Origin of the sequence: Sorangium sp. So ce145, from assembly GCF_051525985.1 — a bacterium.
Taxonomy (GTDB): Bacteria; Myxococcota_A; Polyangia; order Polyangiales; family Polyangiaceae; genus Sorangium; species Sorangium cellulosum_B.
Window position 1 is genome coordinate 2,672,958 of the sequence record NZ_CP150315.1, and the last position, 12,340, is coordinate 2,685,297.

Sequence of the window (12,340 nt, forward strand, 5' to 3'; positions counted from 1 at the left end):
GGGAGTCGTTTCATCATGAACAGCAAGATCAAGGTTCTGGACGAGAACACTTCGCAGCGGTTCGACTGGGCCGATCGCCACCGCAGCATCGAGCGACGGGAGCAGTGGTTCTATCTGGACAGGTCGCGCGACGATCGTGAGTTCTCCGGCTTCATGGATCGCGCGCGCAGGCACAAGCGCAGGATGATCGGCGAGCAGCGCGAGACGGCTCGCGATCTCGCCGGCTATGGTCCGGCCGGGGCCGGATCGCCCTGGTACAACATCGGACCCCGCAACGTCAATGGACGCGTCAAGAGCCTGGCGGTCCATCCCACCAACGCGAACATCGTCTATGCGGGCGCCGCGAGCGGCGGCGTGTGGAAGAGCACGGACGGCGGCCAGTCGTGGCGTGCGCTGTGGGACGAGCAAGAGACGCTGGTCATCGGCTCGATCGCCGTGGCCCAGAGCGCGCCCGATACCGTCTACGTCGGCACCGGCGAGTGGACTCCCGGGTATGCTGCCGCGGGCCCCGGCGAGGGGGTCTATGTCTCCACCGACGGCGGAGCTACCTGGACGCGGCGCGCCGCGGTGCTGGCCCGCCGCGTCGCGCGAGTGCTGGTCTCTCCCACGACGGCCACGACGGTCTACGTGGCGGGGGACCAGGGTTTCGAGCGCTCGACCGACTCGGGCACCAGCTGGGCCACGCTGCGCGCCGGGCAGATCTCCGATGCCGTCATCGATCCTACCAACGCGGACGTGATCTACATCGCCGTGCGCAACGACGGCATCTACAAGAGCACCGATGGCGGGGGCACCTGGAATCTGCTCGGCAACGGGCCCACGGGCGCGTCTGCCGACTGGCTCAAGCTGGCCCTGGGGACGAGCGGCGCGCACGGCACCGAATTCGTGGCCGCCAAGCGCTCCGGAGCTCTGTACACGAGCACGGACGGCGGCGCGACGTGGACCGCGCTCGCCGGTAGCCACGGGTCGGCCCCGCACCATACCTGGGCCAACCTGCTGGCGGTCGCCCCTGACGACGAGGCCATCTTGCTCGCAGGCGGCGTCTCGGCCCAGCGCACGGCCGACGGCGGCGCCACATGGTCCAACCTCGGCGTCCTGCACGCCGACCATCACATCGCCGTGTTCGCACCGTCGAACACCAGCGTCGTGTATGCATGCAACGATGGCGGGCTCTATCGCTCCACCGACAAGGGCGCGACATGGAAGAAGGCCAGCGACGGCATGGTCGTGACCCAGTTCTACGACGTAGGCGTATGGGAGACCATCAGCACGGTGGTAGGGGGCGGAACCCAGGACCAGGGGACCACGATGACCACGGGAGGCCTGACGTGGCGACACATCCAGAACACGCACGACGGCGGGTATTTCGTGATCAGCCCCACTGACCCGCGCACGATGTACGAAGAGTACCAAAACACCGTGATCCACAAGTCGACGGACGGCGGCAACACGTGGACCCTCAAGACGGGAGGACTGGTGGGGAGCAGCCCGTGGACGGGCGTCATCTGCATGCATCCTACCAACCACTCCATCCTCTACACCGGGACGGATCGCGTGTTTCGCACCACGGACGGCTGCGCCACGGACTGGGCGCAGTCGAGCCAGAGCCTGGCCGGCTCGGTGACGAGCATCGCGGTCGCAAAGTCCAACCCGAGCCGGGTTTACGCGGCCGCGGGCGGCCACATCTACCGCAGTGACGATGGAGGCGCGACGAACCCGTGGACGGACAGGACGAGCGCCGCGCTGCCGAGCGGCCGGACGCTGCGTGACATTGCGGTCTCGGCCACGAACGCCGACCGCGTGCTGGTCTGTTACGGCGGGGTGTCGGGAAGCCCGGCCGCGAGCCACGTGTTCCTGTCCACCGATGGCGGGACCACCTGGGCCGACGTCAGCGGAAATCTGCCCAACATCAACACGAGCGCCGTCGCGTTCGACCCCAACGCCGCCGATACCTTCTACGTGGGCAACGACGTCGGCGTGTTCCGCACGACCGACGCGGGGGCCACCTGGATCGCGTACGACAACGGAATGCCGAATGTCATCGTCACCGACCTGGCGGTCGACGCGGAGGACAATCGACTGTATGCGGCCACCTTCGGGCGAGGCATGTACAAGCTCGACATCACCCCATCGGCGTCGAGGCCCGCGGTCGACCTGTACCTGCGCGACAGCGTGCTGGACACGGGGGAGCGCTCGCCGTCACCGTCGGGCCACCCGAACCCGGCCGATGGCGGCGATACGGTCCACTTCTGGGAGAGCCCGGACATCAAGGTCGAGGTCACGCCTTATTACGCGCCGGACGCGGTGTTCGACGGCGTCGAGTTCGACGAGGAGGTCGCGCACGACGATCCCATTCGCGGCCAGGTGGCCCGCTTTTACCTGCAAGTCCACAACCGGGGGTATGAGAACGCCACCAATGTCCGGGTGCGCGCCTTCTTCGCCGATGCCTCGCTGGGCCTCCCGGCGCTGCCGAACGCGCTGACACCACCCAACTTCGATCTCGCCTCCTCGGTCGACTGGAAGCCCGTGGGGGCGGCGAAGACCATCGCGGTGCTGGAGCCCAATCGACCGGTCGTGGTCTCGTGGGACTGGGAGGTGCCGGCCACGACGGCCACCCATAGCTGCCTCCTGGCGGTGGTGTCGTCGAACGAGGATCCGATCACGACCGCCGAGACGAACGCCGACACCCTGGTCCGCAGCGAGAAGCGCGTGTGCCTCAAGAACCTGCACGTGATCGACAGCCCTGGTCCGCGGCCAGCGCAGTCGCTCGTGACGGTCAAGCTCCACAACGCCGAGAATCGAAAGAGCATCGTCGACCTCGTCGTCAAACCGGAGGGGCTCGGGGTCCGCGGCGTCCTGGGCGTGTTGCTCGAGCGGGTGAGCTTCGTCGATCCCGTGGGCGCCCTGGTGAATGCCACCAAGATCCCGCTGCAGGACGGTGAGAATGTGGGCGAGTGGTACCGGAAGCCCGGCGACCGCGTGAAGCTGGATCGCACCGAGCTCCTCAAGCGGCTCGACCGGACCGTGCTCTACGATCTCGACCCGACCCGCACCTCGGAGATCCGAGGGATCGAGCTCGGGGCGGGGCAGACGATGCAGGCCGTGATCTCCTGCAAGGGTACGCACAAGATCCCTTATGGCGCCACCCAGCGGTTTGCCGTGATGCAGCGCCAGAACGGCAAGATCGTGGGCGGAAGCACCTTCGAGATCCGCCTCCGGCGGGCCAAGGCGCTGCACCCGGTGTCTCGGATCCGCATCATCCTCGAGCGAGTTCGGATCCTGGACGACCAGGATCCCTGGCTGAAGGGCCGGGGCGAGATGAGCTTTCGTTGTTGTGTGACGCTCGGCTCGGGGGCTGGCCGGCGCCACACGGCACGGCTGCCCGAGGCCGGCGTGGTGAAGATCTCGGACCAGCCAGGCCGCAACGAGCACCGCTTCGACGCCTGCATCTTCGACGGTTATGTGGCCGAAGCTGACGCCATGCTCCTGGAGGTCTTCCCCACCGAGCACGACTGGCTCGATCGTGACGACCCTCTGTGTGCCTATCGCCGCCAGTTCAGCCAGCCGCCCGAGACGTGGGTCGGGAACTATCGCCCCAATGACGAGGGTCCAGGTGACGCCGAGCGCCGCCCGGGCTGGGAGCTCGACTACCGCATCGAGTCCCTCCCTCTGAGGTAGGCCGCGAGGAGGCGAAGGTCGAGGGCGCCGGGCCCCGCCCCAGAGACTGGGATCGGCGAGGGGCGTCACGGAGGCATCCGTTCGTAGGCGTTGCGCGCCCTCTTGGCCCCGCTGGCAGGTCGGACCAGCCCGAGCCGCTTGACGACCGGCGTTCCTGGTTTACATTGAGCCCCGCTGCTGCGGTGTGCGACCCCCTCGTTCGCGCACCGGGTCCAAATCGGGGGAGAGTGAGCCGCGGCCCCGTCGCGTGATCGCGCCGGCCGCGTGCGTCTTCGTGGATTGGACAGCAGCATGGTTGGCAAATTGCATCTCGATGCGGTGGTGCGTCGCCTGGATGGCGCGACGGCCCGCATCGACAATCCGTTCGGTATTCCGATCACCCTCGTGGCCAGGGAGGATGTCGTCGTCGAGGCCGACGGCATCGAGGAGCTCCTCCGGTTCGCCTCGCTTGAAGGCACGCTCCGCGATCTTCAGACCTGGGAGAAGGCGGGCAGGATTGCCCCGTTCTGGGGCGGCACCGCCGGCGAGATCCGCTCCATCGTGCTCACGCCCGACTTTCACAAGGGCGCCGGCATCCCCGTGGGCACCGTCGTGGATGCCCGCGGGTTCGTGGTGCCGCAGGCCGTCGGCAACGACGTCTGTTGCGGCATGCGCCTGCTCGCGACGGACGTGGACCGGGACGAGCTCGCGCCGCACATCGGCGCCCTGAAGCAGCGGCTCCGCGCGATCTTCTTCCAGGGCCAGCGCGATATCCCCATGTCGCCGCGCCAGCGCGCGGCGATGCTCCGTGACGGCCTGTCCGGGCTGCACGAGACGGCGGCGGACAACGCCCGCACCGGCCTGTGGGCCCACTACGATCCTCGCGCCCAGCGCGCGGATCTCGATCGCGTGCACTTCCACGGCGGGCTCCCCGCGCGTGGGACGTTCGCGTTCGACGCGTACATCCAGGCGTCGGGCCGCGCGGACGGGCGTGACATCCAGATCGGCACGGTCGGCGGCGGCAACCATTTCGTCGAGATACAGGCCGTCGACGAGCTGGTGGACGGCGCGACGGCGCGCTCGTTCGGGCTCTCGAAGAACGCCGTCACGATCATGGCCCATGCGGGCTCCGTCGGGCTCGGACACGCGGTCGGCGGCTATTTCAACGAGCGCGCCCGCGCGCTGTACCCCGCGGGGGTGCCCCATCCGGCGCACGGCTTCTATGTGCTGCCGGCGGTGGGCCCCCACGCCCACGAGGCCTCCGTCTACCTCGACGCGATGCGGAACGCCGCGAACTTCGCGTTCGCGAACCGCCTCTTCCTGGGCCTCATGGTGGTGCGGGCGATGCGGGAGGTCCTTGGCCGTCACGTCACGAGCACGCTCGTGTACGACGCGCCGCACAACCTCATCTGGGAGCCCGACGGGGCCGAGCCGCGCTACTTGCACCGCAAGGGCGCGACGCCCGCCGGGGGACCCGATGGTGAGGGCGGAGCGTTCTCGTACACCGGTGACCCGGTGATCATCCCCGGCTCGATGGGCGACTCGAGCTGGGTGCTCGCGGGCGCAGGGCACGCGGCGCTGCTCGCGAGCGCGTGCCACGGCGCGGGCCGCAGCCTCACGCGCGGCCGCTCCGCGCACGCGGACGAGGACGTCTACCGGCGCGCGGTCGAGAAGCTGCACGTCGTGACGCCGCTCGACCCCGACGCGCCTCACGTGCGGCGGCGGCGCGACATCCTCGCGAAGTACCACCAGCGGATGAAGGAGGAGGCGCCGTATGCCTACAAGCCCATCACGCCGGTGGTGCGCTCCGTCGAGGAGGCGGGGATCGCGCGGCGCGTGGCGCGCCTCTGGCCGCTCGTCACGGTCAAGGGATGAGGGCACGAGCCGGACGACCGCTCCGCCCGCGAGCGGGCGGCTGAGGTGCGCCGGCTCCTGGTTCCACCGGCCGAGCGCCTACCGGCGCCGACGCCCAAGAACGAGCGCAGAAGCGGCCAGCCAGAGAGCGGCGGCGAGTCCGCCGCCCCCGGTGCTCGCGCCCGCCCGGCAAGCGCACGAGCCGTCCGAGTCGTCGCCGGTCGCGTCGTTCCCACCGGAGGGTCCGGCGCTGCCGCCGTTGCCCGAGCCGGCGGAGGCGGTCGTTCCGCCGGTGCCTCCGGTGACCGAGCCGCCGCTGCCCGAGGTCGTGGCCCCGGCGTCGGCGCTGCCGCCGGTGCCCGAGGGCGCGCCCCCGGCGCCGTCGCTGCCACCGCTGCCGCCCGCTCCCTGGTCCGAGCCGCCGGCACCGCCTCCGCCGCCGTCGCCCCCGCCCGGCATGGTGGGCCCGGTGAACCGCCACCAGTTGAACTTGAAGAGGTCGCCGCCGCCACCGACGAACTTCAGGAACAGGTCGTGTTTCCCGCTGCCCCCGCTGACCGCACAGGTCTTGGTGGTCCAGGACGACGCGCCCGAGACGTCGCACGTCCCGAGCAGCGTGCCGTTCTGGCTGTCGAGGCGGAGCTCGATCTTCGCGTCGCTGGCTGCGGACGACACCCGAGCCTCGAAGGACGTCACGCCGTCCAGGAAGTCGACGTTCTTCACCTTGATGTAGTCGCCGTTGCTGATGGACGAGACGTTCATGCCGGCGCCGGTGTCGGTGCACACCTCGGTCTTGAGCCCGGACGAGAAGGCGATGGTCTCGGCCTCGACTTGCTTGAACGGATCCAGCGTGGCGATGGCGGGCGGTCCATTCGTGGACATCGTGAGGGCCGGAATGCTGCCGTCGGCGCCGTACGTGAACTCCTCCACGCAGACCGAGCGCTTGAAGTCACCGCCGCCCGGCAGTGCGCTGTTGTGATAGAAAAAGTACGAGTGCCCCTTGTAGTCGACGATGCCGGCGTGATTGGTGTAGGTGCGGCCAGCGCCCATGATGTCGCCGCGGAAGGTCCAGGGCCCGGTCGGACTGTTGCTGGTCGCGTAGCTGATCTTCTCGGTCCCGGCGATGGCGGCGTAGACGAGGTAGTACAGCGACCCTCGCTTGTGGAGCCACGGCCCCTCGGTGAAGCCGTTCAACGGCACCTCGGTGATGCTTCCCGAGGTGCTGATCATGTCCGAGTTCAGCTTCACGTGCCGGAGCTTGGCATTCCCCCAGTACATGTGGGCCTGTCCATCGTCGTCGACGAACACCGTCGGGTCGATGTTGCCGCCTCCGGGCGCCACGGCCAGCTCCTTTCCCAGCGGATCCATGAACGGGCCTGCCACATTGTCCGATACGCCAACGCCGATCTTCGCGCCGGTGTTGTTGTTCAGCGGCACGTACAGATAGTACTTGCCGTTCCTGGCGATACCCTGCGGCGCCCACGCACTGTCGGTTCCCCACTTGAAGCTCTTGTAGCTCGCCACCGAGCCGTGGTCCCTCCAGTTGACCATGTCCGTGGTGGAGTAGAGCCTCCAGTCGTTCATGGTGTAGAAGTTGTTCACCGAGACGTCCTCGTCGTGGGACGTGTAGAGGTACAACGTGCCTTCGTGCACCATGGGGGCGGGGTCGGCCGTGTAGAAGGTCTGCACGATCGGGTTGTCCGCCCGAGCGGGGGAGGGGATCGCGGCGACGAGGCCCAGCGCCATCGCCGACAGGGTCATTCTTCTTGCTCGGTAGAACGTTGTATTTAAGCGCACGTTGAATCCTCTCGCGAGCGAAATTGCCGGCGCCCCGCACCCCTGGTGCTGACTCGACGGAGGCGCCATCCAATGAGAGGCAGCCCACGCAAAGGCACGCAGGACGACCCCCCAGGGCAAAGCACAAGTATACCCTTTCGAAATGTGAACGATCACATTCCTGGTGTCAAACCCAATCGACCGGCCCGGGCGGGATCCTCGATCCCGAAGGGAGGACAGCGCTGGCGGGCTCTTCCGGAGCGCCGCGTCACGGGGGCGGGCGGGCGCCGGACCGCGGTGATCGCAGGCTCGATGCGCTCGATGCCCACCTGCGCATGGACGGCTGGCGCTTCGATGCCGGCCTGCGCACGGACGGCTGGCGCTCGATGCCGCAGGCGGCCGGCGCCCCGGATATCGCCTCTTGTGCGCGACGACTCGAGCGCGCGCTCCGGCCAAGAGCTCGCCCCATCACCGGCCGATTTGGTTTGACGTCGTTCATGTGAACGATCACATTTGGGGCTGCGATGGGGTTGTCGAGCTTGCCCTTTGACCGGATCAGGAGACGCCAGATGTCGATAAGTAGGAAGCTGATGGGGGCCATGATCATGAGCGTCGGCATTGGCTCTGCCGGCGGTTTTGCGGGCGCAGCATGGGCCGCGGGCGCGAAGGCGGACGTCCCCGCGTCGGTCGCCGAGGGGAAGGATTTTGGCTGCGGCGCAAAAGGACAGAAGGCCTGTCCGATGCAGGGCTGGATGAAGACGGTGATGCAGTCGGCGACCACGAGCGGCGACGGCGCGAAGATCGCGTCGGCGCTGGACTATGTGGCGTCGAAGCCGCCGCCCGGGATGCCGAAGTGGGTCGCGATATCGAAGGAAGGCGCGGAGAAGGCCAGGAAGGGCGATATCGACGGCGCCAAGGCGAGCTGCAAGGTCTGCCATGATCTGTACAAGGCGGAGTACAAGGCGAAGCTCCGTGATGCCGCCTTCTGAGGCGCCGCGCTCTGCTCTCGCCTTTGTCGAGCGACAGTAAACCTGGCACCCCCTCCTTCCCGCTGACCCTGAGCCAACGCTCGAACACGTGCAGCACGACGCGGGCACGCTCGTGCTGACCCCCCGAAGCTCGCGGTCCTTCAAACAACGCGCATGCCGCGGGGCCCGAGCTCGCGACCGCTGCCCGGGACCGGCAGAGCGCCCGCGATGCGCAACCACGCGCGAAGGTGAGCGAGGTTTCGCTCAACCACGCGCGCAAGTGAGCGAGGTTTCGCTCAGTCCCCATCGCGACGAAGGAGGCAGCGTCACAGGCAGGCGTCCGGCGGCCCCGGCCCACTGCGAATGGCCCGAGGATGCGGGGGGTTGATGCGCGGGCACCCGCCTTGCTCTGAGGGAGCAGCAAACCTTCACAAGGAGCTGCTCAGATGAAGAACACCGTTCGCGCCGGGCTCGCCATCCTGTCTCTTGCCTCCGGCCTCCTGGCCGGCTGCGTCGTGGCCCCCGAGGAAACGACCACTCCGGAAGAGACGACCGACGTGACAGAGGCGCTCGTGAACAACGGAGGCGGCGCCGGTTCGCTCGGTTGGTGGTGCAGCGACGACGGAACCTGCACGTGCGAGGGTGGAACGCTGTCGTCAGACTGCTGGGGGCTCTCTCAGTACTGCATCGACAGGTTCGAGTGTCGCATCAATCCACCGTACCTGTGCTATTGCCACTGGAAGCTCGTGCGGCAACACCCTGGCGTCAAGGCGACGACCGGGATAGTCGGGAACGGGACAGTCGGGACGGCGATCAGTCCGTGAGTGCCCGCGCGGCGGCAGGGCTCGCCTGGGCGGACTCGGATCACCTCCATGCTCGTCACCTGCTCGGCGAGGGGATCCGCGCCTTCTCCGCGCGCGCCGCCGCCCCGCTCCGGCTGCTCACGCCGACCTGACGCGCGCAGGATCCACGAACCGGCGTGTCTGCGTGAGTGGTCTGCTCGAACGACGGCCACTCGAGCAGGTCGCCTCGCGGTCGCGTCCTCGGAAAGGGGAGGCGACGCCTCTTCGACTTCGGTCGTCCTGGTCGACGGCGCCCTTCATCACGAAGGCTTGGCCGCGTCTTCGGGGAACGACTCCGGCGCCGGCAAACGAGCGAGAGGCTCCCCGATGGGCGGCGGAGCGAGGTGCCAGCTCAGGACCCCCAGTACCGCCACGGCGACGTAAATGACGAGGAAGACGCCAAGCCCGAAGACCACGCCCTTCTCCGAGGCATAACCGAGCACCGGAAACACAAGCGAAAAAAAGAGCTCGCGCACGCCGATGCCAGAGACGGAGATCGGCAGCAAGCCGAGCAGGCTTGCGACGGCGAGCAGGCAACAGATATCGAAAAAACCAATGGGAGCCCCGAGCGCGCCAGCCAGCCAGTAACCTTGGAGGAAATTCAAGAGCAGCGCGGAGAGCGAGAGCAAGAGCGCGAGCCCGACGTGATGCGCCCGCTGCGCCCGAAGCGCGGCGAGGAAGCGCTCGAACCCCTCGCTCGAGAAATCACCGGGCAGCCGCCGATACACGGCGCCGACCGCGCGACGAGCGAGCGGACGATAGAAGAGGACAAGCGGCCCGAGCGCGACGAGGCCCACGCCGAGCCAGGTGATCTTCGCGAGATCCCCGGCGATGACGCCGGAGAAACGAGCGATGCCGACCGCGACGAACGCGAGGAGGACATAGAGATCAAAGAGCCTGTCGAGCACGACGAGCGCCATCCCCTCGGCATAAGGCATCTCGATGTCGTGCCGGAGATACTGGACCCGCAAGACATCGCCCACGCGCCCCGGGGTCATCAGGCCGACGTAGACGGTGGCGAGGAACGACGTCCAGGCCCGCGCCCGAGGGAGGCGGAGCCCACGCGCCGCGAGCAACACATCCCAGCGGAGCACCTTGAACCATAAAACGCCGAGGTTCGCGGCGAGGGCGAGGAGCAGAGGCGCGACGTCGGCCGCGAGCAAGGCGTCGAGCGCGACGCGCGAGTCGCGCATACGAAGGAAAACGAGCACGAGGAGCAGCGGCCCCACGAGCTGAATACCGAGCCTGAGGAGCCTCCTCCGCGAATCCTTCGAATTCTTCGGCGCCACGGGCCAAAAGCCCTACTCAGGGTCCTTGCGACCGAGGATGCAAAGGTTGATCATGAGCCGGGAGACGACCTGAAGATGCTCGTCGAAATAACGAGAGAGCTCGTGGAGGCCAAACTGGAACGGGAAGAGGTGCAGCCCCTTGCGCCGGATGATCTTGACCCCCCCGTCCCCGAGAGGACGCGCGAGCGACCCCCACGTGCTGAAATTCTCGTGGCCGTCAAAAGCCCGAAGCTCGAGGCGAGACGCGAGGCGGACGACAGGCTGCCACAAGAGATTCGGCGTGCTGAGCGAGAGATACCCGCCGGGCTTGAGCACCCCCGCCATTTGCCGGAGGCAAGCCTGCGGATCCGGGGTATGCTCGATGCACTCGGACGAGAGCACGAGATCGAATCGATCGCGGCCGAATTGATCGACGAGGCGGAGCGCGTCGGCGACGACGGCCTCGCAGCCGACCCTCTTGCGCGTGGCCTCGACGAGGTTCGGGCCGAGATCACAGGCCGTGACGATGGCCCCGCGCTTCGCGAGCGCCTCGCTGAAGTACCCGAGGCCGCAGCCGACGTCGAGCGCGTGTTTGCCGCGGACCATCTCGTCCGTGAGAAACTCGCCGACGAGCGTCTCGACGCGGCGCCGCGTATCGTACTGGGAGAGCGCTTTCTCGAAGCGATCACCGAGCCGGTCGTGGGAGTATTCTCGTTGATCGGGCACGCGGCTTGACATCGTCATCCCTGCTCATTCGCGAACTCGAGGGGCGCCTCCGTCCGTGCGTTCTTCTTGGCCGCAGCGGACGTCGCGCGCCTCGGGCGCTCTTCGGGGGTTTGTTTGAAAACGTAAAGGGGCCTGCCCTTCACCTGCTCGAATATACGCGCGAGATATTCACCAATGAGCCCCGTGAACGCGAGCTGAAGCCCGCCCAGGATGAGCAGCGTGCCGAGCAGCGAGCTCCAGCCGGGCTCCGTGTCGTGCAGCCATAACGCTCGCCCGATGACGTACACGAGGTAAAGCGCCCCGAGCGCGGCGATCCCCACGCCGACCCGGGTCGCGAGCCGGATCGGCGCGACGGAGAATGCGAAGACGGCATCGAGCGCGAGCCGCAGCATCTTCCGCAACGAATACTTCGAATGCCCCGCAGCGCGAGGCGGCGCGACGTACGGGAGGTACGCGCGGCGAAAACCCATCCACGCGACAAGGCCCCGGACAAACCGGTGCCGCTCGGGCATACCGGCGAGCACCTTGCGCGCCTTGCGCGACATCAAGCAGAAATCAGCCGCGCCAGGCTCGATCCGGGTGTCGCTGAGCCAGTTGATGACCGTGTAAAACCCATCCGAGCTCAGCCGCTTGAAGAGCGTGGCGTCGTCCGTGCTCCTCCGGACGGCCGATACGACGTCATGCCCCGCCCGCCACGAAACGAGCATCTCCGGGATCAGCGTCGGCGGATGCTGGAGATCCGAGTCCATCACGATCGTCGCGTCCCCGCGCGATTTCGCGATGCCCGCCGAAATGGCCACCTGATGCCCGAAATTGCGGGACAACGAGTACACGAGCACCCGCTCGTCCCGGTCGGCGAGGGCGTTGAGCACGTCGAGCGTCGCGTCGCTGCTGCCGTCGTCGACGAGCAGGATGCGGTGATCGATGTCCTTCAGCGAAGAAAGAACAGCCTTCAGCGCGTCGTAAAATGCGCCGATGACCTCTGCTTCGTTGTAGCAAGGGCTCACCACATAAAGCACAGGCTTCTTGACGCTCATCAGGCGCGGCTCGCGCATGTACCCGCGCATGCTACCCGATAAGCTTGCCATGTCAACGGCCAATCACGGACCCCGAGGCCTCACCGGAGCCCGCCCGGGCACGCCTCGCCGCCTCCGCGCGCCCGCTCTTCGCCTCCGCGTGCCCGCTCTTCACCTCCGCGTGTCCGCTCTTCACCTCCGCGTGTCCGCTCTTCAGCAAGTCCGAGAGGTGT

The 12,340-nt window shown here is 67.7% G+C and carries 9 protein-coding genes; 5 read left to right on the forward strand and 4 right to left on the reverse strand.

The genetic code is table 11. The features are described 5' to 3' along the window. Positions 1–15 precede the first annotated feature (15 nt). Both WMF34_RS10240 and WMF34_RS10245 read left to right on the forward strand, forming a co-directional pair. On the forward strand, positions 16–3,678 hold the full coding sequence (locus tag WMF34_RS10240) for a WD40/YVTN/BNR-like repeat-containing protein (protein WP_437993160.1): 3,663 nt from the start codon (positions 16–18) through the stop codon (positions 3,676–3,678). 291 nt (positions 3,679–3,969) lie between these two features. Further along, positions 3,970–5,532 (forward strand): RtcB family protein, encoded by a 1,563-nt coding sequence (locus WMF34_RS10245; RefSeq protein ID WP_012234590.1) that lies wholly within the window; start codon positions 3,970–3,972, stop codon positions 5,530–5,532. Between the two features lie 78 nt (positions 5,533–5,610). On the opposite strand, the gene WMF34_RS10250 is transcribed toward WMF34_RS10245, so the two are convergent. Then, a complete protein-coding gene (locus WMF34_RS10250) occupies positions 5,611–7,272 on the reverse strand; it encodes a glycoside hydrolase family 43 protein (protein WP_437993161.1) in 1,662 nt (553 codons plus the stop codon). 584 nt (positions 7,273–7,856) lie between these two features. On the opposite strand from WMF34_RS10250, the gene WMF34_RS10255 reads away from it, so the two are divergent. The 3 genes from WMF34_RS10255 (at position 7,857) to WMF34_RS10265 (ending at position 9,210) form a co-directional block, all read left to right on the forward strand. Next, positions 7,857–8,276, forward strand: coding sequence for a hypothetical protein (locus tag WMF34_RS10255; protein WP_012234592.1), 420 nt, complete (start codon positions 7,857–7,859; stop codon positions 8,274–8,276). A gap of 425 nt (positions 8,277–8,701) precedes the next feature. Then, positions 8,702–9,079 (forward strand): hypothetical protein, encoded by a 378-nt coding sequence (locus WMF34_RS10260; RefSeq protein ID WP_437993162.1) that lies wholly within the window; start codon positions 8,702–8,704, stop codon positions 9,077–9,079. Continuing rightward, entirely contained in the window at positions 9,076–9,210 is a 135-nt protein-coding gene (locus WMF34_RS10265; protein ID WP_437993163.1) for a hypothetical protein, read from the forward strand. Before WMF34_RS10260 ends, WMF34_RS10265 begins: the two co-directional genes overlap by 4 nt. 147 nt (positions 9,211–9,357) lie before the next feature. On the opposite strand, the gene WMF34_RS10270 is transcribed toward WMF34_RS10265, so the two are convergent. Genes WMF34_RS10270 through WMF34_RS10280 form a run of 3 tightly spaced genes read right to left on the reverse strand, consistent with a single transcriptional unit; the run spans position 9,358 to position 12,128 of the window. Beyond that, on the reverse strand, positions 9,358–10,386 hold the full coding sequence (locus WMF34_RS10270) for a lysylphosphatidylglycerol synthase transmembrane domain-containing protein (RefSeq protein WP_437993164.1): 1,029 nt from the start codon (positions 10,384–10,386) through the stop codon (positions 9,358–9,360). Positions 10,387–10,398: 12 nt separating this feature from the next. Then, positions 10,399–11,109 (reverse strand): class I SAM-dependent methyltransferase, encoded by a 711-nt coding sequence (locus WMF34_RS10275; RefSeq protein ID WP_437993165.1) that lies wholly within the window; start codon positions 11,107–11,109, stop codon positions 10,399–10,401. Next, positions 11,106–12,128, reverse strand: a complete 1,023-nt coding sequence (locus WMF34_RS10280) for a glycosyltransferase family 2 protein (RefSeq protein WP_044968189.1) — start codon at positions 12,126–12,128, stop codon at positions 11,106–11,108. Before WMF34_RS10280 ends, WMF34_RS10275 begins: the two co-directional genes overlap by 4 nt. Positions 12,129–12,340: the final 212 nt, after the last annotated feature.

Bases quoted from the DNA above. Each gene is read 5' to 3' on its own strand.
- WMF34_RS10240 (WP_437993160.1), top strand. From the start codon at position 16: ATGAACAGCAAGATCAAGGTTCTGGACGAGAACACTTCGCAGCGGTTC.
- WMF34_RS10245 (WP_012234590.1), top strand. From the start codon at position 3,970: ATGGTTGGCAAATTGCATCTCGATGCGGTGGTGCGTCGCCTGGATGGC.
- WMF34_RS10250 (WP_437993161.1), bottom strand. From the start codon at position 7,272: ATGACCCTGTCGGCGATGGCGCTGGGCCTCGTCGCCGCGATCCCCTCC.
- WMF34_RS10255 (WP_012234592.1), top strand. From the start codon at position 7,857: ATGTCGATAAGTAGGAAGCTGATGGGGGCCATGATCATGAGCGTCGGC.
- WMF34_RS10260 (WP_437993162.1), top strand. From the start codon at position 8,702: ATGAAGAACACCGTTCGCGCCGGGCTCGCCATCCTGTCTCTTGCCTCC.
- WMF34_RS10275 (WP_437993165.1), bottom strand. From the start codon at position 11,109: ATGACGATGTCAAGCCGCGTGCCCGATCAACGAGAATACTCCCACGAC.
- WMF34_RS10280 (WP_044968189.1), bottom strand. From the start codon at position 12,128: ATGAGCGTCAAGAAGCCTGTGCTTTATGTGGTGAGCCCTTGCTACAAC.